Source organism: Paraburkholderia sp. USG1, from assembly GCF_031570135.1.
Lineage (GTDB): Bacteria > Pseudomonadota > Gammaproteobacteria > Burkholderiales > Burkholderiaceae > Paraburkholderia > Paraburkholderia dioscoreae.
Genome location: NZ_JAMWXW010000013.1, coordinates 94,920 through 116,097, shown reverse-complemented (window position 1 = coordinate 116,097; position 21,178 = coordinate 94,920). Strand labels below are relative to the sequence as shown.

The following is a 21,178-nucleotide window of genomic DNA, read 5'->3' as shown; positions in this document are numbered from 1 at the left end:
CAAGTTAACAGGGACAACAAAATCCAATCAGCGACCGTTGAAGATCGGACTTCGCTTCTCTACGAAAGCGGTAATGCCTTCGCGTGCATCCTGCGTAGCCGCAGCCCTTGCAAAGGCTTGTGCTTCGTCTTCGAGCTGCGCTTCGAAGGCTTGTCCCAGAGATCGGGCCATCAATCGGCGAATTTCCCCATAGGCTCGGGTCGGCCCGCGACTGAGCCGGACAGCAGCAGCCTCAGCCTGGGCATTAACCTCAGTGTCAGCCATCACGTAGTCGACCAGACCGGTACGCCCTGCTTCGTCAGCGTCAAGGATCTCTCCGAGCAGCAGGAACCGCCGGGCGCGGGCAAGTCCCATCCGGGATGCAAGCCCGAAGGACGCGCCCAGATCGCAGGTAAAACCGAGTTGTGCGTAGGCCGCACCGAAACGTGCGGAGGGGGCGCTATAGACAACATCGAAGTTGGAGAGGATTGCAAGCGCTCCGCCCATGGCCGCCCCGTGAACACAAGCCACGAGTGGCGCGTTCAACCTCATGAGGCGGGCTATTCCCATGTGTAGTACTGAGGTACCGTGCAGAACGGCGCCCGCCATGGCGTCAAGATCCTGGGAGAACAGACTGACATCTCCACCTACACTGAAATGCCTGCCACGCGCACGCAGAAGCACGGCCCGAACATCGTCGCGACTGGCCAGTTCATTTGCGACATGGCAAAACTCACGACAGCATGCTGCGTTCAACGGATTGCCCTGATCTGGCTGATTCAGAGTGAGGCTCGCTACTCCCTCGCTCACTACTAACTCGAGCGTTTCATAGTTCATCATCGCGTCTCCTTGTTTCCGTAGTGGCCCGCGCGCTGGGGACACGACTCAGGCAACGGATATGCCGCCGTTGATGCTGATCGCCTGCCCTGTGATGCGTCGCGCCGCCGGTCCGGCCAGGTAGACTGCCATCGCTGCGAGATCCTGTGCATCGGCAACGCCCAGGTGCGCCATGTCAGCGGCCTTCGCGAACATCCTAGATGCAAAAGGATCTGCAGCTATGAGGGCAGCGCCTGGCGTACCTGCAATCAGCGAAGGCGTGAGAATGTTGATGCGAACACCCTCACGCTTCACTTCCAGAGCAGCGGCGCGTGAGAACATGATGATTGCCGCCATCGCCGCGCCTATCAGAGTTTCACCAGGCGTAGCCACCTTCGCCGCGTCCGAGGCAACGTTGATGATGGAACCGCTTTTCTGCGCGCGCATGGTGGGAAGAACAGCATGCATCATGTACAACGGTGGGAGGATGATTTCTTCGAGACGTGGCTTGAAATCCTCGACCGCGATGTTGTGCAACAGCGCGGGAGGTCGACTGGGGCCAGTCGTACAGACCAGCACGTCTACTGCGCCCAATCGGGCGCGGGCCGCGCGCTCGGCCCTGACCAGGTCGCCCGGATCCGTTGCGTCGACCTGGATGAATTCCACATCGGCATTTGGACTCCTGCCCCGGACAACATCGCATGCTACTGCGCCTCGCTGTGGATTGCGTCCCAGCAGCACGATGCGAGCCCCTTGTTCGGCGAACTGCGCAGCGGTCTCAAGACCGACACCGGCAGTGCCCCCAAGAATGATGGCCCCGTATTCCGAAATCGGTTTCGTGTTCATGTGGGTATGTCTCCTTCGTTGTTGTTCATGCGCCCGGATGAAGCGAATGACCGCCCTTCAGACAACAGGCAGGCAAAGATCACCATATTTTCGATATATGGCGGACGAACGGGCAACGATGTTGCCGTCCACGGCAATCAATGCCTGTGTAAAGATCATCGTTCGCGTCGATTTAACCAGCGTAACGTCCGCCTCGACCCAGGCGCCCAATCGCGCTGGTGCAAGATAGTCCACAGACAGGCTTATGGTTGGTGAATGCTGGTCCGCCCTGTCGGCACCTGGTCGAATTGCGATAACCTGCAAATCTGCAAAAGTGGCCATTGCACCGCCGTGGCACATATCAACCGGATTCAGATGATTTGGCGCGACCCGGAATGCAAGGGTGCTGGTTTCGGAGCACAAATACAGTGGCCCGAACTGACTCATGAATGCGGCTCCTAACGAAACCAGTTTAAATCCAGTCGGCACTGCATCTTCCATCGCACGATCCTTTTCTGCAAAGCGACGACCCTGTTAATACTGCTTTCCGTACGAATCCCAGGGACGGCTTTCTTCATACCGCGCGCTGCATCAAGTATCCGCGACGGTCGCCTGCGCCGACGGAACATGCGGGCGTATCGGTACGAAGCCCCGCAAAGTGTCCGGCCGACTTGTTCCCGGAAGCCCTAGAGAGGCGTCGCATTGACGCCGGCGCGGCCACGGTCACTTTTTTCGAGGAACTCCCTCGACCGCTTGACGAGCTCTGGATTTCCCCCGCACAGCGCGTAGCCATAGAGACATTCGACCTTCAGTTGTTCGTCGAGCGTTCGGCCAACTACTTCGAAGATCGTTTCCTTCGCGGATTCAACCGCACGCCGGTCATTGCGCAAAATGCGAGAGACCAGATCGTCAGCTGCCGCCATCAACTCGTCATGCGCAACAACCTTCGATATCATGTTCGCCGCAAGCGCGCGCTGCGCGTTGATCGGCTCGCCGGTCAGCTCCATCTCGAGTGCAATACCAACCCCACAGGTGTTGACGAGGCGTACGATGCCGCCATCGGCCGGGTGCATACCGCGGCGCAGTTCAAACGAGCCGAACTGGGCGCGCTCTGACGCGATTCTGATATCGCAGGCCATTGCCAGTTCCAGGCCACCGCCCAGCACCCAGCCGTTACAAGCCGCAATCACCGGCTTGTAGATCCGATGCAAACCACGCGTGAGACCACCGGCGAATCCATCGAGCAGCTTGTCACGGCCCAAACTCGGACCGACACCGTCCCACTCCGGAACGTGCGTACGCAAGTCCGCACCTGCGCAGAAAGAGTCCCCCGTGCCCGTCAGGATCGCAACCCGCAATTCCGGGTCGTCACGGAAATCCGTCCATATTTCGCGTAGCCGGTGGTGGACGTCCAGGTCAATTGCATTCTTGACTTCAGGACGGTTCAATGTGATGTAGGCAACCGCGCCCTTCTTTTGATATAGCACCTTGTCCGACATGTCTTGCTTCCTCTATATTCTCAAATAAACTTTAAATTCAGGAAATCGTCCGGTAGATCAAAGTCATGATCCTTCGCCATATAACCTGATTAATCCCGCGGGGAAAGAATCTCCGGCAGTATCGCCCGATGAAAGCCATTGAATGGCTGGCTTCTGTCAGAAGGCGCGAGCTTCGCCCACATGGGTCGGGCATTAGGGCCGCCGCCGTCAATACGGATACACGAGCCTGTGATGTACGCCGCCGCTGGCGACAGAAGAAAAACAATGGCTGCAGCAACCTCTGATTCGGTACCGAAACGCTGCAGAGGAACTTCTGCCGCAATTTCATTCTGTATATACGCGCGATGCCTGGGATCGTAAGTATCGAGGCCGCTTGACGCGATACTGCCCGGGGCAACCGTATTCACGCGAACGCCGGCGGCTGCCCATTCAGATGCAGCGGTTTCACTCAACGTATGCATACCGCCCCGCGAAGCTGCGGAATGCGCGAAGTTGGGCCAGCCATGCCATATGTCAGCGATCATGTTGACAATGGCACCACCATGGTGCTCCATCCAGCGCGTATAAACTTCGCGCATGAAGATGAACCCACCGGTGAGGTTGTTCCGAACGACTGCTTCGAAGCCCTTGGTCGAGATAGTTTTCATCTCCGCACGGTATTGCCCTCCGGCATTGTTCACCAAAGCGTCAATGCGGCCATGTTCAGACAGGATTGCTTCTATCGTGGAAATGACGGCGGACTCATCCCGAATATCGCACGCGTACCCGCTTGCGGTTCCGCCATCTTCAATGATTTCACGACGAACCTTGTCCAGCTTCTCCGGGTCGCGCCCAACAAGCGCAACGTTGGCACCGAGCGCGGCGAGTTCATGCGCTGTACAGCGGCCAATGCCGCTTCCGCCGCCAGTCACGATCACGGTGTGGCCTTCGAAAAGGCCTTCAGCAAATACGGATTGATATTTCATTCGACATCCTGGGTTTACGTGGCCACTTTACCTACGCGTGAGCGCGCGACAATCAGCTTCATGATCCCGGCAGTGCCATCACCGATTTCCAGACCCATGACATCCCGCAAACGCTGCTGATGGGGAAGATCCAGGGTCCAGCCGTAGTGACCGAAGGTGAGCAGGCATTGATGGATCACGTCGAAGGCGGTTCTGGGGCAAAACCACTTCACCATCGCGGCCTCGGCGGTGTGAGGCAGGCCGGCATCTCTCAATGCCAAAGCGTGGTATGCCAGTTGACGACCGGCCGCCAGCAGCGTTTCGCCCTCGACCAGAGGGAATGTGACCCCCTGGAATCGACTGATGGGACCACCGAAGGCTTCACGCTCCCGGGTGTAGGCCCAGGCCTCGTCAACGGATGCCTGTGCTGCACCAACACACTGCAGGGCAATGAGTGCACGGCTATAGTCGAAGCCGGCCATCACTTCCGTAAACCCCCGGCCTTCCGGCCCAAGCCGGTGGCTAACCGGAACCCGGACCTCGTCGAAAAACAACGATCCCCGACCGGAAGCATGACTGCCGACATCATCGAAACGGGTAGCGCGCATACCGGCGGAATCAGCAGGTACCAGGAAAGCCGTCACCCCTTTGGCACCGTCGCTGATTTCTCCCGTCCGTGCAAAAACCACAAATGCATCCGCCCAGTCAGCGTAAGTGATCGACGTCTTTTCACCATCAAGCACGTAGTGATCATCCGATCGTGTTGCCCGTAACCTGATAGCGCTTGCATCCGAACCGGCTTGTGGCTCGGTAACAGCAAGAGCCAGAATCGCCTCCCCCTTTGTCACCCGGGGCAACCAGGTATCCATTACAACGGCCGATGCATTTCGAACCAGGACTGCGGCACAAAGCGAGGAAACAACTGCAAGTGCCCCAACGTTGAAATCGCCATATGCCAGCTCTTCAATAACAAGTCCAGTGGTGACTGCATCCGCATCAATGCCACCGTACTGACTGGGCAAGTCCAGCCCGATGAGACCCAGTTGCCCCATCTCGCGCAGAAGTGAACGATCGATCCGGCGTTCGCGTTCTCGCTGTTGATACGTAGGCAACAGACGTTCGCGCGAAAATCGCCTGGCCGCGTCCTGCATCGCTCGTTGATCTGGACTCAGAATCACGTACACCTCCTCACATCGGTTGGTTCACCCTGCCCGGCACTCTTTATGACCTGTGGTACAGCGACGCTGTCAGCCCACATTGCGAAGAGGCTGGGCGCCTTTGTCAAATGACAATATGCTCTTGCGCAACAACTTTTCGAGCGTCGCAAATTCTTCGGGACTCAGGTCCGAGAAAGCCCGCTTCAGCGGCTCGATTAATCTCGGTACCGCTTCAGTTGCGACTTTCCGGCCAGCACGCGTTATATGAATTGCGTGTCGCCTTGCGTCCCGCGTTTCCAGAACGCGAGACGCAAGTCCATCACTCACCAGCATGTCGAGAATCCGGGTCATATTTGCGCGGCTTGTTCCGACCAGTTCGCTCAACTCACTTGGCGAAGCCCGACCGCCTTCGCTGGCCATCAGCAGGCACAGCACATGAAACGAATTCTCGGTCAGCTCCAGCTTGCGAAAGACCGGGTCAAAAAAGTCTCCCAGCCCGTTGACGCATATGCGGATAAGACGAACCATTTCCGTTTCCGGCATGGGCAGATCCGGCAATGCTCCGGCCATCGGTGCCGTGCTTCGCGCTACCGCAGCCAGACGTTGGTTACCTTTCATGAAATGATATCGATATAGTTTATATATAAACTATATTAGAACTATCTAGCTCAATGTCAAGTTCATTCGTCGCGGTTCTGTGGAGCTAAACGATGCGCGCGGCTTGACTGCCGCCGTTTCCAGCTGTTTGCTGGTAGACCACCGCGTCACGCGACATGGCAGCGAGTTCGTCGTCGTTATAGCCAACCTCTTTTAGCAATTGCAGGCTATCCCGACCCGCCAAAGGAGCCGGCGGTGGAACCTCACTGGGTGTGCGGCTGAACTGCGGAGCTGGCGCGGGTTGAATCACGCCGCCCGACTCAACGAATGTGCCGCGCGCTACGTTGTGCCGGTGAAACGGTGCTTCAGTCATATCAAGTACCGGCGCGAAGCATGCATCGCTTCCCTCCAGCAACTGACACCACTCGTCACGCGTGCGGGTACGGAAGACCGCTCCTAGTTTCTTTTTGAGCCTGGGCCAATCCTCGACGGCCCACTGCTGCTGGAAGTGTGCGTCGTCGATCGCGCACGCTTCCAGTAATTTCCTGTAGAACTGCGGTTCAATCGCTCCCACCGACACGTATTTACCGTCCGCACACTCATATACCGCATAGAAATGCGCCGAGCCATCCACGAAATTCGTCTCACGACGATCTCGCCATTGTCCCTTGGCGCGCAGGCTATACATCATGGCCATGAGTGTCGCCGTACCATCCGACATCGCAGCATCCACTACCTGGCCAATGCCACTCTTCCGTGCTTCGTAGAGTGCTGATACTGTTCCAAGCGCGAGGAGCATCCCACCCCCGCCATAATCGCCGACCAGATTTAGCGGCGGCGAAGGTGGTCGGTCAAGACTCCCCATCGCGTAAAGTGCACCAGACAGGGAAATATAGTTGATGTCATGCCCGGCAGCGTGTGCCAGCGGTCCTGTTTGTCCCCATCCGGTCATGCGCCCGTATATCAGCTTCGCATTGCGTGCGTGACAAACGTCCGGTCCGAAGCCAAGTTTTTCCGCCACGCCAGGCCGAAATCCCTCGACCAGAATGTCTGCGGAGGCTACCAGTCGCAATACCGCCTCGACTCCGCGACCGTCCTTCAAATTCAGGGCGACAGAACGGCGTCCACGGTCGACTATGCCGTCATTGCGCGTCAATGTGTCAACCGCCCTGTTTTCGCCAGTTGGAACACGGTCTATGCGGATCACTTGGGCACCCATGTCAGCGAGCATCATGCACGCGAAAGGTCCCGGACCAATTCCGGCAAATTCAATCACCGTTACACCATGTAATGGCCCAGCCATGCCCGTCGCCTCCGCTCCCCCAGCAAAACCTGCATCCGGTCTTCGATGTTGTCTGAATGCGCGCCCCGTTGACACTCTCATGGCCGATCGCCCGATAATCGTAGGCTCGCTCCTTCCAGGTTTGCCTACGCAAGACAGATCGGCCTGGTGTCTGCAAGCGAATCGGAAGGCGAAAATCATTGTTCGCCCAGGTTGACCCGCAACAGCTTGAGCAGACAGCTCTAAAGAACAGCAACCAGCTGCGGCACCAGGTTGAACAGGTCGCCCACCAGACCGTAATCGGCCACGCTGAAAATCGGCGCTTCCGGGTCCTTGTTGATCGCCACGATCACCTTCGAGTCTTTCATGCCGGCCAGATGCTGGATAGCGCCCGAGATGCCGACCGCGACATACAGTTGCGGCGCGACGATCTTGCCGGTCTGTCCGACCTGATAGTCGTTCGGGACGAAGCCGGCGTCCACCGCAGCGCGCGAGGCACCGAGTGCTGCGTTGAGCTTGTCCGCCAGCGGTTCTAGCACCTTCGTGTAATTCTGGCCGCTGCCCAGACCACGACCGCCCGACACGATGATCGACGCCGAGGTCAATTCCGGACGGTCCAGCTTCGTCACTTCGCGGCTCACGAACTGCGACAGGCCGCTGTCGGCTGCGGCTTCGATCTTCTCGACCGTCGCGCTGCCGCCTTCTGCTGCCACCGGGTCAAAGCCCGTTGCACGCACCGTGATGACCTTGATCGGATCCTGAGACTGAACGGTGGCGATGGCGTTGCCTGCGTAGATGGGACGCTCGAAGGTATCGGCGCTGTCTACTGCAGTGATATCGCTGATCTGCGCAACGTCCAGCTTCGCTGCAATACGCGGCGCAATGTTCTTGCCGTAAGCCGTTGCAGGCGCGAGGATGTGCGAGTAGTCCTTCGCAATGTTCAGCACCGTGGCTTCAACGTTTTCCGCGAGGCCTGCTTCGAGTTGCGGCGCGTCGGCCAGCAGTACCTTCGAAAGGCCTGCAATCTTGGCCGCCGCATCAGCCGCAGCTTGCGCGTTGTGACCCGAGACCAGCACGTGGACATCGCCACCAACGAGTTTGCCAACTTCAGCCGCCGCAGCAACCGTATTCAACGTCGACGCTTTCAGCGACGCGTTATCGTGTTCCGCAATTACTAGAATCGTCATTTCGTCCGTCTCCTTACAGCACCTTGGCTTCGGTCTTCAGCTTCTCGACCAGCGTCTTCACGTCGGCGACCTTCACGCCGGCGCTACGCTTCGCAGGCTCGACGACCTTCAGCGTCTTCAGGCGCGGCGTCACATCCACGCCAAGGTCTGAAGGCTTGATCGTTTCCAGCGGCTTCTTCTTCGCCTTCATGATGTTCGGCAGCGTCACGTAGCGCGGCTCGTTCAGACGCAGGTCGGTCGTGACGACCGCTGGCAAAGTCAGCGACAGCGTTTCCGCACCACCATCCACTTCACGCGAGACCGTCGCCTTGCCATCCGCAACAACCACTTTCGACGCGAACGTCGCCTGCGGCAGATTCGCCAAAGCGGCCAGCATCTGGCCGGTCTGGTTCGAATCGTCGTCAATCGCCTGCTTGCCGAGGATGATCAGCGAAGGCTGCTCCTTGTCGACCAGCGCCTTGAGCAGCTTGGCGACAGCCAGCGGCTGCAGTTCTTCCGAAGACTCGATCAGGATGGCGCGATCCGCGCCAATCGCCAGCGCCGTGCGCAGCGTTTCCTGCGACTGCGTCACGCCTGCCGAAACCGCAATGACTTCAGTCGCCACGCCCGCTTCCTTCAGACGCACCGCCTCTTCCACAGCGATCTCGTCGAACGGGTTCATCGACATCTTCACATTGGCAATGTCGATACCCGCGCCGTCCGACTTCACCTGTGCCTTCACATTCGCATCAACTACACGCTTCACTGCCACCAGAATTTTCATACCAGCTCTCTCGAAGAACGCAGATATTGCCCTGACGCACTGGAATCCATCGCCTGCCTCCAGAGGATTCGTGGAGACAGTCCTGTCCCCCTGATACACAGGAAGACGAAATACGACTGCACGACAATACTTCTGCCTAACGCAACTCCTCCTGCGAGTATCCGAGCAGATGTCGAGCAATCAGAAGACGCTGCACTTCACCCGGTCCTTCGTAGATATCGGAGATTCTTGCGTCCCTGAACCATTTCTCTGCCAGATCGGCTTCGGTCAACGATACCGGCCCGAGCAACTCCAGACATTCCTGAGTTATCTTTCGCGCCGCCATGCCACCCATCGCCTTGGCCATGGACGCCTCAACCTTGACCCTGCCTTTGCGATCCTCGAGCCATTTGGCGCGCATGACAGCCAGCCAGGCCGCTTCGTACTCGGCCTCCAGCCGCAATAGGCGCTCTGTAATCGCCGATTGGGTTCCGATGCTACTGCGGTAATCTGGCGTAATGCCAACCTCGGCAAGCTTTTCCAGGGTAAAATCGAGCAGCGCGCGCGAAGTGCCAAGACCAAACGCTGCCACGATCGGCCGCGAGAAATTGAACACTTCGAAGACCGCCTTGAAGTCAGCCTTGACGTGGTTGAAACCCGGTACCCTGCAGTCCTGGAAAATCAGATTGGCGGTGTCCTCGGCACGAATCCCCATTTTTTTAACCTGAGGACCGACGCTAAAGCCTGGCGTGCCTTTCTCTACAAGAAAGGTGGTGTAGGACGACCTGCCTTCCTTGTTTTTTAGCTTCGTGAAGACGATCACTGCGTCGGCATCTTCAGCAAACGTAATAAAAATCTTCTCGCCATTGATGATCCACTCATCAGCGGCCTGGTCATAGATCGCTGAAGTCGTAATCCTCGAAGGGTCGGAGCCAGCGCCAGGCTCGGTGATGCCGATCGCAATGCGCGATTTGCCCCATTTCTCGATTTGTTCCGGGCTACCGACACTTTCCAGTACATAGTTACCCAGGCTGATCCTGGGAATGCGCAACGGGACAACATCACCGCGGAAGAACTCCATGTGCAGCAGTGCTTCAACAACCGCCTTGCCGCTGATCTCGCCGTCCATCAGCAAGCGCTGCGCAAAGGGATCCGGGCGCCCTTGGGCTTCCGGAAGTTCACGCGGCGGCACTTCATCCTCATGCTTATCGTAATAGCGCGCGTAATTGCGCGCGATCAGCGCCTGTTCGCGCGCCTCGTTGACGAGCGTCTTGTCGCCGTCCGACAGTTCGAAATCGATCATCTCACCATTCCTGTGCCAGTCCGTCCCAAACGTCGACGTCAAACGCCGACCATGCCATCCAGCAACGACAACGTACGCACATTGCGATACCACATTTCGAGGGGGTAATCGCGCGTAAAGCCGTGACCGCCAAACATCTGGAGGCCTTCGTCGGCGACCCACATGGCCTGCTGGCTGGCATATACCTGCGCAAGCCGGCATAGGCGCGTCGTCGAAGCGCGAAGGTCAAGCGAGCGTGCTGCTCTCCAGTACATCCATCGCATCGCTTCGATCTTCATGTGCATATCCGCAATGCGAAATGCGATCGTCTGTTTCCTGGCGAGTGCTTCGCCATGGGCTATCCGTTCTTTCGTATAAGGCTGTACGTATTCGAGTACGCTGGAGCTCACGCCGGTGAGGATTGAGCTGATGGCAGTCCGTGACGCGTCGATCAGCCGGTCCACATTGCAACCCGCGTTTTCACCAAGACTGTTCTGGAACGGCACCAACACGTCGTTGAACGTCACGTCGCCCGCCCGCAGCCCCCGCAAGCCCAGCGTCGCATATGCGTGCCGGCACTCAACACCCTCGGCGTCCGCTTCCACGATAAGAGCCACGTGTGCGCCAGCGCTTTCAGCCAAGACCAGAAAGTGTTTGCAATCGTCAACGAGCGGCACGAAGTTCTTGAGGCCGTTGATTACATAACCATCCGCGGTCTTTTCCGCACGCGTAGCCAACCTGGTGCCACTGAATGCGACAGACGGCTCGAGTAGCAGCACGGCGGCCGCCTGGAACTGGTTATCCAGGAACAACGGGAGAAATCGCTCTTTCTGCGCGGCCGTTCCCTGCTCCACGATAGCGGCGACAAAGCCCAGCGACGAAGCCACAGCAGTCGCCGCGCTTGCATCCCCGCGGGCGAGCTCTTCGAGCAGGAGCGCGCTCATTATTGCGGCATCCGGCTCGCTGGCGTCGGCCCGCGATTGAACGATACCCAGCCGCCAGAGCTTGTCGAGCGTTGATCGCTCCAGCGCAGCCTCGTCGTCTGCCAGCTGCGCGACCGGTAGCAGCACCTCAACTGCAAACTCCCGGACGCTTGCCTGCGCAATGGCCTGCTCCTCAGTCAGTTCGAATGAAATCATGTTCCCTGTCCGCTGCTGTTGTCGAAGCCTGTGCAACAAAAAAACTGCACAACGTGGGAGACATTCTCGACGTCGATGAAACAGATGTCAAGAACATTTGTTTTATACAATCGTCAACAGGGCCAATGCTTTAATTGGCTTGCCCGTGAACGACGCGGGTTTCTGACATCGAATCGCAATACGGGCTCCGCACGACGTGCGCACAGCAGCACCACCCTCCATAACAGTGTCATTGCTGCAAGGCAAAGGCCGTTGCCGGTGCCAGCGGGATACCATCCGCTGATCGACGACCCGGTCACGGAATAAGCACGAGTGCCGGCGAGGCTGAACGAACTGATAAAATCGCCTGGCACCACCAGTACCTGACCTTGTCGGTGACACCGGAGATGCCGTTGAAGGGTTCTCACTTGAGGCCCCCCTGCCGGCACCTGCGAGCGCATCGCCATAGGCAACCGCGTAGCCGCGACGCAGCAGCCGGCACTTTCATGCTCACTGAATCCTTTGCCTGACGTGACGGCAGAGCAGAAATACCTCTCATTGACAACCGATGGATACTAGCGAACGAATCAAACTGGCGGCGCAGCGACTCTTCTCCCAGGTAGGAATAGAGGGCGTAACCGTGCGCGACATCGTCGCGGCTGCGGCACTTAAAAACCCCGGCTCGTTGAACTACTACTTTCGCTCAAAAGAAGAACTGATCCGTCAGGTTATCTGTGATGCCATGGGAGATGCCAACGCCTTATGGGGCGCGCGTCTTGCAAAAATCGAAGCCAGTGGTGGCCCTACGTCATTGCGCGAAGTCGTTAGCGCACTCGTTGCGTGGCCGCTTTCGAACAGTCCGGACGGTAGCGTTCCACATACCGCGCGATTCCTCGCCATGGTGCTGCAAACCCGTACGCAGATGCTGCGTGCGTTGACGCGAGAAATGCACTACAACGAGTACGACCGCGCACTCTGTCATATGCGCGGCTTTCTTACCGCACTGCCACCTGATGTAGTCAATCAGCGGGTAGTCTTTTTCTTCTGGTCCATGACTGGCTTTCTCGCAGCTTATGAAGCTTTTGCGGATTCCGACTCGCAAGGCGATTCGATATGGGACAGAACCGATCCTTTCGAAAATTTTGTTGATTCCATGGTCGGGATGTTAGGTGCCCCCACCTGTAATCCGGCGCCGAGCCTGCCTGCAAAGATAAATACAGCGAAGCATAAAACCTCCGCCGCCGTGCTTCGAAAAGCAGGCCGTAGGCCACAACCTGTCAAGACTCGATAGGAAGACCGTGTTATCGGAAAGCAATGAGCATACGTTCGAGCCTGGATGGGCAGGCGCTCCGCCCGTACATCCGGCTCCCCGTAACTGATCTCACCGACGTCACCACATACTGCAACCTTACCTTCATGATCCAGCACATGACCGAGGAAGCGGTCGTGCATGCAACCATTCACCGGACTCCTGCCACGGCTGACCGCTACACCGTTGACCATATCTTTCTCACCGTTCAAGCCCGACGCCCATTCTCTTTTCCCATGGCGGAACGCCGGCATATTGTTCCGCCATGTAGTCGATGAAGGCACGCACCCTGGCGGGAACCCTGCTGGACGGTGGATAGACCGCAAAGACGCCGCCCATGGCGATTGGGGGATAGTCGACTTCGAGCGCAACCAATGTCCCCGCGCAGATAGCATCGGACACGATATAGGTCGGTTGATAGATCAGGCCTTGTCCAGCGACGGCAGCAGCCACCAAGACGTCACAATTGCTCGTGCGCAAATGGCCGGAAATCGGCACCTTGATCTGGCCGTCTTCCCTGAACGACCAGAAATCCGGGCCGACCAGTTGGGACAGCGTATAACCAAGACATTGGTGCCGGGACAGCTCGACGACGCGGGTCGGTGTGCCGTGTTCGGCGAGATATGCGGGTGATGCACAAAGCAGCATTCCGTATCGCGCAAGCTTGCGGGCGACAAGTGTCGAGTCTGCGAGGCGACCGATCCGAATGGCCATATCCCAGCCCTCATCGACAAGATCGACGACACGATCGTTGAGGCCGAGATCGACCGTCAGTTCCGGAAACAGCCTGGAGAACCCGGCCAGAAACGGGGCAATCTCTCGTGTTCCAAACGAAACCGGTGCGCTGACGCGCAACAGGCCACGCAAGGTGACCTGGTTGGCTGCGGCAGCCGCCTCGGCCTCCTCCAGTTCACTGACGATTCGTTCAGCCGCGTCCCGATAGGCGCGACCGGCCTCGGTCAGGGTCACGCGCCGTGTCGTTCGATGCAGGAGGCGGACGCCCAGGCGCTCCTCCTGTGCCGCAATGTGTCTGGTGACCATCGTCGGTGACATTTTCAACGCACGAGCGGCCGCCGACATATTGCCGAGTTCGGCAACCTTCAAAAGTACTTGCAATCCATTAAACCGGTCCAGCATGGCCATCTCTCACTCAGGGTGTTAAGTGCATTTCACTTTTACCAGATTATCAATCCTTCGGAAAAGTCATATCCTGTTTTCTCACTGCAGGCCAGCCCGCTTGCCTATTCCACAAAACCAAAGGAACTTCAGTGCCGACTCTTTTCGATCCAATCCGCATTGGCGATCTGGATTTGCCCAATCGCATCCTGATGTCCCCGATGACCCGTTCTCGCGCAAGCACGGGTCGCGTGCCGAACGCCCTGATGGCTGACTATTATGCACAGCGCGCCAGCGCCGGTCTTATCATTACGGAAGCGACCGATATCAGCCCTTCCAGTGCGGGCTACGAAGACACTCCGGGGATCTGGAATTCCCAGCAGGTCGCGGGCTGGAAGATCGTCACCGACGCCGTGCATCGTGCAGGTGGCCGAATCATGGTTCAGTTGTGGCACGTCGGCCGGATCTCCGATCCATCTTTTCTCGGCGGCCAGGCACCGGTGGCGCCGAGTGCGATTGCGGCCCAGGGCACTGTTAGCCGGCTGCGCCCCGAGCGGCCCTATGCCGTTCCGCGCGCATTACGCGTCGAGGAAATAGCTGCGCTCGTCCAGGATTTCAGGACTGCCGCAAAAAATGCCCAGGCAGCGGGCTTCGATGGCGTCGAGTTGCACGGTGCCAACGGCTATCTGCTCGATCAGTTCCTGCAAGACAGCACCAACCACCGCACCGACGAGTATGGCGGACCGGTCGCAAACCGCGCCCGCCTGATGTTCGAGGTCGTCGATGCAGCGATCTCCGTGTGGGGCCCGGATCGCGTTGGCTTGCACCTAGCCCCGCGGGCTGATCTTCACAGCATGGGGGACTCGGATTTGCTCGGGACTTTCACCTACGTCGCCCGGCAAGCCAGGCAGCGCAAACTGGCTTTTCTGATGGCTCGTGAACATGTCGCTGATGATTCGATCGGAGCCACGCTCAAGCACGAGTTCGGTGGCGTGTACGTCGCGAATGAAAAATTCACAGTCGAACAGGCTCAGGCAGCGCTCGATAACAAATTGGCAGACGCCATCGGCTTCGGCCTAGGGTTTCTGGCCAATCCTGACCTTCCCGAGCGACTGCGCACGGGCGCACCATTGAACGAGCCTGTCTTCGACAAGCTCCAGGGAGGTGGGGCGGAAGGCTACATCGACTATCCGGCCCTGCGAACGGAAGCGAAGATATCAGGTGTGTTGCCCGAGAACGCATGATACCGGCGGCTTCGGTCCCTGACTGGGCCTGACGAACAATGACCCACGATCGTCTGTCGTGCTCTTGTCTTGCACGTGACGACCGATGCGCTTTTCCTGGCCATGCCGGATTGCAATATTTCATCTATACCGGCTGGCACCGTCAGGTTTCTCAATCCCTCGATTTGCTGGGTGACTTGGCTTATCTGACGATGATTGCGGGAGCGCTGGGCTGCCTGCCAGCGTAACGGGAACGGCCAATACCCATAGGTGCCGCAGCCCGAAGCTGATCGCAACGACTGGCAACACTGCCAGTACTGCCCTTGGCAGGTCGGCACCGATCATCGTGTCCCGGTGATCCCAGCGTTCGGCCCAGATTCCGCCAAGTAGCGCCCCCAGAAGGGCCGCCCCTCCCCGCAGGGCGTTGAGCCAGCTCGCCTCCGCTCCAGCAATGCCGACCGCCAACCACGACACTGCGACGGTAAAAAGCTCATCTCCTATCGCTGATATGGCCAATCCGCTCCAGAGAAGCACTATGGCGCGGTGTCGTAACAGACCAGACAGTTTCATCTCATTCTCGACTCAGTTGGTTGCCTTCGTATCATGCGACCGTAATCCGAAACCCTGCACAACGCACGTATCAACCGGCCATCACATCAGACCAGCCGAAGCGCTTCGCTATTCGCGATCGCAGTCAGTTCCAACTCTACCGCAGCATTTCGAGGCAGAACCAATCCGCCGAGTGATGTGCGGGCATGAGGCCAACGATCCTGCAAAACGAAGTTCAGTACATCCGACGCACCATCGGCGATTTCACTATGCCTTTCAAAATTCTGCGAGCACTGCATGTACACGGTGATACAGACAATCCTCTCGACCGAACCCAGACTGCCCAATGCATGTCGAAGTATTGCCAGTGCGCGCAAGGCACAAATCCCTGCAGCCCATTTTCCCGTCTTGACAGAGACGTCGCCCCCTATCGTTCCGGTTGTCAGCACCCGGGAACCAAGCTTGGGAAGCTGACCACTTAGATGGATGTCATTTCCATGCCTGCTGTAGAGCGCGTAATTGCCGGCTGGGAGGATGTCTCTCTCATCGAAAGCAATACCAAACTTCGATTGCACGCTCTCGAAGCGCGAGTCAAAAGAGTTCGCCTAGGTCATCTTCTGTGGCTTAAATTGTCCGATAGGGAACGTTCGTGCAGGGGGCATGCTGATCTTCAAGCATATAGGCCCCGTACTCGGTCATCGCAATATCCCAGTCAACGTCTATGTGCGCGGCCATGACCTGGAGATCCCGCCAGTGCCTTTGAATGGGGCTTGCACTCTGGATGCCTGCGGTCCTTAGCTCGCGGAGCATCCGGCCGACCGATTTCAGACATAGTTTTACGAGATAAGCGCGATTCCGCCGCAAGGTCCTGATCTCTCCCACCGTTAACGCCCGGAACTCCGATCCGGCTGTGTGGAGTGTCGCGATCACCGATTCATAAAGACTCTGTGCAGACGACAACTCCACTGCACTTTCCGCAATGCGTTCGTGCAATAGCGCATCACCCCTAGCACGACGACCAGTCCGCAGCAATTCGATCGCATCATCGAATGCCCCCTCTGCACAGCCCATAACCGGACCAATCAGGGTGCTTCCAAAGTAGGGAAGCAGCGGAACCTGACACAGATAACGTTCTGGGAAAATGGAGATGACTGGCTGCGATAGAAGATCCCCGCATCGGCCACGCCATCGAACGCGCTATGCATCCGCATGCATAGCGCACAGAACGTGGCTGCGTACACACAGCCTGGCAACTCCCGCATGCGAAGGATGCACAGCAGACGTTCGCGCGCCATGAGCGGGACGAACGTAAAGACGATTTGAAGATCAGATGTAAGGACGCACAGGCATCCGTTGAGAAAACGAAAGCGGCACGCCAGAGCGCACCGCTTTCTCAAACATCAATGCCCGAAATACGTCTTACGGTCCAGGCAACGCGTACGCCATCACGTAGTCGCCCTGCCTGGTGCCGAGCGAACCATGGCCTCCAGCCACGATCAGCACGTACTGACGCCCGTCCGCCCCCATGTAGCTCATCGGGTTCGCCTGACCACCCGCGGGCAGACGCCCTTCCCAGAGCTGTTTGCCGTTACTTACGTCATAGGCTCGCAGGTAGTAATCGATGGTCCCACCAAGGAAGGTGACGCCCCCTGCCGTGGTCACCATTCCGCCCAGCGATGGCACACCAAGCGGCATCGGAATCGGTAGCGGTGCACTGTCGCGAACCGTCCCGTTCTTGTGTTTCCAGATCACCTTGTTTGTGGTCAGGTCGACGGCAGCCACGTAACCCCACGGTGGTGCCTGGCACGGTATCCCCCACGGCGCGAGCAGCGGCGACATCGACACGGCATAAGGAGCACCGGTGTTCGGATGCACACCCGCCGTTTCGCTCGTCGACTCGCCGAAGCCATCCACCTTGTGGCGCGGAATCAGCGTGTCGTAGAACGCCATCGCGTCCGGATTGACGAGCGCGATCTGGCGCACCGGATCCACCGCGATGCCACCCCAGTCGAACACGCCGAAATTGCCGGGAAAGACGATTGAGCCGTGCAGCGAGGGCGGCGTGAACGCACCGTCATAACGCAGCGACCTGAACTTGATCCGGCAATAGAGCATGTCGAACGGTGTCGTGCCCCACATCGACGATTCCGTCAGCGGCGGCGGCGTGAAGTTGATGTCGGACAGCGGTTGCGTTGGCGACGCGTGGTCATCGGGGATCGTCGTCGGCGGACGCGGAATCTCGCGGATCGGCACGATCGGCTTACCGGTCAGCCGATTCAGCACATAGATTGAGCCTTGCTTGGTGCTCGCAAGCAGTGCAGGTCGAACACCATCGGCCGTCTTGATATCAGTAAGTGTCGGCTGGCCGCCCACATCCATATCCCACAGATCATGGTGCGTGAACTGATAGTTCCACGCAACCTTGCCGGTGGCAATATGCAATGCGACAACGCCAGCGCTGAACTTCTCCGATTCAGGCGTGCGGTTACCGCCCCACTGGTCCGGCATCTGGTTACCAAGCGGCAAGTACACGAGGCCGTTCTTTTCGTCCACGCTCATCACCGACCACATGTTCGGGGAGTTGTGCACATACATCTTGCCGGGCGGCAGCGGCTCGGTCTCGTCGGGATTGCCCGCATCCCAGTTCCACACGAGGTGGCCGTCATTCACGTCGAACGCACGCACGACGCCCGATGGTTCGTCGGTCGAGTAGTTGTCGGTCACGTGCCCGCCGATGATCACCAGATTACGCGTGACTGCGGGCGGAGACGTCGAATAGTAGCCACCTGGTAGCACATGGCCATTGAGATCCTTCGTCAGCAGACTGACTGTGCCCTTGTCGCCGAAACCCTCGCAGACTTTGCCAGTGTCTGCATTCAGGGCGATCAGACGCGCATCAGCCGTCGGCAGGAACAGCCGATGCGGACAGGCACTACCGGTCGATGGTTGGGCAAACGCCGTTGCCGACGCAACGGCAGAGGCGGTCGTATCGCTCAAAAAGGCAGTCACGGAGACACCACTCGCGCCCGCAGCTACACCCGTCCCCGCCGATGCAGCATAGGCGGTTTCGTCGTAGTACGCGACGCCACGACAGGTCATGTGCTCCCACTTCCTGAAGGTACCCGTGGGGCTCCGGATTTTCGGATCGAAGTCCCACAACTGCTTGCCCGTGGTCGCGTCGAGCGCGATCACGCGGCTGTGCGGCGTGCACACGTAAAGCATGTTACCGACTTTCAGCGGCGTGTCTTCATAGGTAGTTTCGCTCGGGTCGTTGGGGCCGGCCACGTCGCCAGTACGGAAGCTCCACGCGAGTTGCAGCTTGTCGGCATTGTCCGGCGTAATCTGCGCGAGCGGGGAATAACGCTGTCCGAACGCCGAGTGTCCCCACCCCTGCCAGTCACCCTCTGGCTGAGGCGGCGCGGCATCGCTAACGTCCGTGCTGGTGCGACCGAGTTGCCCCTCGACGCTGTACGGGTCGATGAACAGGCTCACAATGCCAGCCATCGCCGCGCACGCGAGCGCGGCCACAAGCAGGGCACTCGCGCTGCTGTCACCTGACGCGGCGATCCGGCCTCGCACGAACGGCAGCAGCATCCACAGTCCCATGACAAACCAGACGTCAAGACGCGGCAGCAGTTGCCACCAGTCCAGTTGCACTTCGAACAACGCCCAGACCGTGCTCCCGAAAACGAACAGCGCGAATACCCACAATGCACCACGCCGGGCGGCGAACATCAGCAGGCTGGTAAGGACGATCGCCGCACCTGCAGTCAGGTAATAGGATGACCCGCCGAGGCTGACGAGTTTGAGCCCACCCACAGCCGTGAAGAGCCCGATAAGGAGAAATAGCGTGGCCGAAACACGAAGTCCGGTTAGCGATTTCTCCACCGGTACAGTGGAATTCATAGCAAACTCCTTGAGATGGAAAAACAGGATGCGCGTGTCTGCGGATCAGTCGAACCTGACTGATCCCGCACGGAGGGAAGCACAAAGCGCGTGTATACCTCAACTGTCCGAGGCTAGAATGGACCCGTCATCCCGACGTGCGCGCCCGTCTGCGATCCGCCGTCCATCGGGCTGTACCTGGGCCGTAGTCACGCGGCATCGCAAATACGAAGAGCGTTTCCTGGCTGCTATTGCGCACGTACGCACCCTGCCGGACAGGACCGTGCACGCGCCAAGGTGGTATGTCGTGCCAGGCACGTACAGCATCGTGTGGCAAGCGCGATTCTGCGAGCCCGGTTCAAAGACGCAAGACCGGTCAGTACATGTGCTGCCCGCCATTCATCGAGATGTTGCTGCCGGTCATGAACCCGGCCGCGTCACTCGCGATGAATGCGATCAGCGCAGCGATCTCCTCAGGTTGGCCGAGCCGGCCAACCGGAATCTGCGCGATGATCTGCGATTCGAGCACCTCCTTCGGCACGGCGTCGAGCATCTTCGTGTCGAGATAGCCCGGCGACACCGTATTCACCGTCACCCCCTTGCGAGCCACTTCGAGCGCGAGCGACTTCGTGAAGCCATGCATACCGGCCTTGGCCGCTGCATAGTTGCTCTGCCCGAACTGCCCCTTGGAGCCATTGATCGATGAGATATTGATGATGCGCCCCCACCCGCGTTCAAGCATGCCGTCCACAAACGGCTTGGTCACGTTGAACACGGAGTCCAGGTTCGTGCGCAGCACGGTATCCCAGCTCGTTCTGGTCAGCTTGCGGAAAGTCCCGTCCCGCACGACCCCGGCGTTGTTGACGAGAATGTCGACGTGCCGTCCTTCGGCATGAATCGATTTTGCCAATTGCTGGCATGAGTCGTACTCTGATACATCGACCGCATACGCATGAAACGTGTATCCGGCATCGGCCTGCTGCTGCATCCACGACCCGATACGGTCGTTGCCGACCGAGTGCGTAACGAGAACCGTATGGCCGGCGTCGGCCAGGCTCCGGCTGATGGCCGCGCCAAGGCCACCGAGCCCTCCAGTGACGAGGGCAGTCCGCTCATTTTGCACCGTGCCCCTCCTTCGCACCGTTTCCGTCAGCGACGTTGCTCCAGAATTGCTGGAACGGATTCGGATAGCCAAACCATACGCCAGCCGCAGGGACGGCGGTGCCGGTAACCTCGCTCACCCGCCGCTGCCAGTCCCCGAAGGCTTCGGCCAGTTTCCTGACCACGGCATCAGGACTGCCAGCGCTGGCCAATAGCGCCGCCTGGACCGAGCCTTGATATTTCTCCCAGCGGCGGCTGGCGATGCCGGTCTGGGACGCCAGCAGCGCAGGAAGATCCTTTGCTTCAAGCAACTCCTTCAGTTCCGCCCCAGACTCGGCAACGGCCGTGGCGATAGCCCGCTGACTCTCGCTTTGCCATTGCTGGCCCGCCTGGTGGGCCAGCGCCGCGACCTGCCCAAAAAAGAGCGTATTGGCCTTGTACAGTTCCAGCAGGATATTGATTCTTTCTTCGCTCATGGCATGTCCCCGGGAGCAACAGGTTGGGAAAATGGCGACCACTGAAAATCAGGTGGACCGCCTTCACGGAATCCGTCGTGGGAGCGAGCCG

Annotated in this window: 20 protein-coding genes; 2 read left to right on the top strand and 18 right to left on the bottom strand. The window is 58.7% G+C overall.

Annotated features, from left to right (window positions below; all coding sequences use genetic code 11):
• Positions 1-27 precede the first annotated feature (27 nt).
• The 12 genes from NE850_RS18795 to NE850_RS18740 all read right to left on the bottom strand — a co-directional run bounded on the left by NE850_RS18795 (position 28) and on the right by NE850_RS18740 (position 11,449).
• Positions 28-819, bottom strand: coding sequence for an enoyl-CoA hydratase-related protein (locus NE850_RS18795; protein ID WP_310699179.1), 792 nt, complete (start codon positions 817-819; stop codon positions 28-30).
• A 45-nt stretch (positions 820-864) separates the two neighbouring features.
• On the bottom strand, positions 865-1,641 hold the full coding sequence (locus NE850_RS18790; RefSeq protein WP_310699178.1) for an SDR family oxidoreductase: 777 nt from the start codon (positions 1,639-1,641) through the stop codon (positions 865-867).
• A 57-nt stretch (positions 1,642-1,698) separates the two neighbouring features.
• A complete protein-coding gene (locus NE850_RS18785; protein ID WP_310699177.1) occupies positions 1,699-2,121 on the bottom strand; it encodes a PaaI family thioesterase in 423 nt (140 codons plus the stop codon).
• Positions 2,122-2,306: 185 nt separating this feature from the next.
• Positions 2,307-3,119 carry an enoyl-CoA hydratase/isomerase family protein gene (locus NE850_RS18780; protein ID WP_310699176.1) on the bottom strand — a complete coding sequence of 271 codons (813 nt, stop codon included), beginning with the start codon at positions 3,117-3,119 and terminating at the stop codon, positions 2,307-2,309.
• An 89-nt stretch (positions 3,120-3,208) separates the two neighbouring features.
• Complete coding sequence (locus NE850_RS18775; protein WP_310699175.1) at positions 3,209-4,084, bottom strand: SDR family oxidoreductase; 876 nt, start codon at positions 4,082-4,084, stop codon at positions 3,209-3,211.
• A gap of 14 nt (positions 4,085-4,098) precedes the next feature.
• A complete protein-coding gene (locus NE850_RS18770) occupies positions 4,099-5,241 on the bottom strand; it encodes an acyl-CoA dehydrogenase family protein (RefSeq protein WP_310699174.1) in 1,143 nt (380 codons plus the stop codon).
• A gap of 69 nt (positions 5,242-5,310) precedes the next feature.
• Complete coding sequence (locus NE850_RS18765) at positions 5,311-5,838, bottom strand: MarR family transcriptional regulator (protein WP_310699173.1); 528 nt, start codon at positions 5,836-5,838, stop codon at positions 5,311-5,313.
• A gap of 85 nt (positions 5,839-5,923) precedes the next feature.
• Positions 5,924-7,120, bottom strand: coding sequence for a CaiB/BaiF CoA-transferase family protein (locus tag NE850_RS18760; RefSeq protein WP_310699172.1), 1,197 nt, complete (start codon positions 7,118-7,120; stop codon positions 5,924-5,926).
• A 221-nt stretch (positions 7,121-7,341) separates the two neighbouring features.
• Positions 7,342-8,286, bottom strand: coding sequence for an FAD-binding protein (locus tag NE850_RS18755; RefSeq protein WP_310699171.1), 945 nt, complete (start codon positions 8,284-8,286; stop codon positions 7,342-7,344).
• Between the two features lie 13 nt (positions 8,287-8,299).
• Positions 8,300-9,049 (bottom strand): electron transfer flavoprotein subunit beta/FixA family protein, encoded by a 750-nt coding sequence (locus NE850_RS18750; protein WP_310699170.1) that lies wholly within the window; start codon positions 9,047-9,049, stop codon positions 8,300-8,302.
• 136 nt (positions 9,050-9,185) lie between these two features.
• A complete protein-coding gene (locus NE850_RS18745) occupies positions 9,186-10,331 on the bottom strand; it encodes an acyl-CoA dehydrogenase (protein WP_310699169.1) in 1,146 nt (381 codons plus the stop codon).
• Between the two features lie 38 nt (positions 10,332-10,369).
• A complete protein-coding gene (locus NE850_RS18740; RefSeq protein WP_310699168.1) occupies positions 10,370-11,449 on the bottom strand; it encodes an acyl-CoA dehydrogenase in 1,080 nt (359 codons plus the stop codon).
• Positions 11,450-11,996: 547 nt separating this feature from the next.
• Here NE850_RS18740 and NE850_RS18735 point away from each other — a divergent pair.
• Positions 11,997-12,719, top strand: coding sequence for a helix-turn-helix domain-containing protein (locus tag NE850_RS18735; RefSeq protein ID WP_310699167.1), 723 nt, complete (start codon positions 11,997-11,999; stop codon positions 12,717-12,719).
• A gap of 219 nt (positions 12,720-12,938) precedes the next feature.
• On the opposite strand, the gene NE850_RS18730 is transcribed toward NE850_RS18735, so the two are convergent.
• Positions 12,939-13,880 carry a LysR family transcriptional regulator gene (locus tag NE850_RS18730; RefSeq protein WP_310699166.1) on the bottom strand — a complete coding sequence of 314 codons (942 nt, stop codon included), beginning with the start codon at positions 13,878-13,880 and terminating at the stop codon, positions 12,939-12,941.
• 125 nt (positions 13,881-14,005) lie between these two features.
• Between NE850_RS18730 and NE850_RS18725 the strand changes: the two genes are divergently transcribed.
• Positions 14,006-15,097 (top strand): alkene reductase, encoded by a 1,092-nt coding sequence (locus NE850_RS18725; RefSeq protein WP_310699165.1) that lies wholly within the window; start codon positions 14,006-14,008, stop codon positions 15,095-15,097.
• A gap of 635 nt (positions 15,098-15,732) precedes the next feature.
• Here the strand turns inward: NE850_RS18725 and NE850_RS18720 are convergent.
• The 5 genes from NE850_RS18720 to NE850_RS18705 form a co-directional block, all read right to left on the bottom strand.
• Positions 15,733-16,200: a RidA family protein gene (locus NE850_RS18720; protein ID WP_310699164.1), complete on the bottom strand. Its 468-nt coding sequence runs from the start codon at positions 16,198-16,200 to the stop codon at positions 15,733-15,735.
• Between the two features lie 49 nt (positions 16,201-16,249).
• A complete protein-coding gene (locus tag NE850_RS39505) occupies positions 16,250-16,696 on the bottom strand; it encodes a hypothetical protein (protein ID WP_405044860.1) in 447 nt (148 codons plus the stop codon).
• A 348-nt stretch (positions 16,697-17,044) separates the two neighbouring features.
• Positions 17,045-19,531: a glucose/quinate/shikimate family membrane-bound PQQ-dependent dehydrogenase gene (locus NE850_RS18715; RefSeq protein WP_310699163.1), complete on the bottom strand. Its 2,487-nt coding sequence runs from the start codon at positions 19,529-19,531 to the stop codon at positions 17,045-17,047.
• Positions 19,532-19,886: 355 nt separating this feature from the next.
• The gene (gene phbB / locus NE850_RS18710; protein WP_310699162.1) at positions 19,887-20,633 is read right to left on the bottom strand and encodes an acetoacetyl-CoA reductase; all 747 of its coding nucleotides are present in this window, start codon (positions 20,631-20,633) and stop codon (positions 19,887-19,889) included.
• Complete coding sequence (locus NE850_RS18705) at positions 20,623-21,087, bottom strand: hypothetical protein (protein WP_310699161.1); 465 nt, start codon at positions 21,085-21,087, stop codon at positions 20,623-20,625. Before NE850_RS18705 ends, phbB begins: the two co-directional genes overlap by 11 nt.
• Positions 21,088-21,178: the final 91 nt, after the last annotated feature.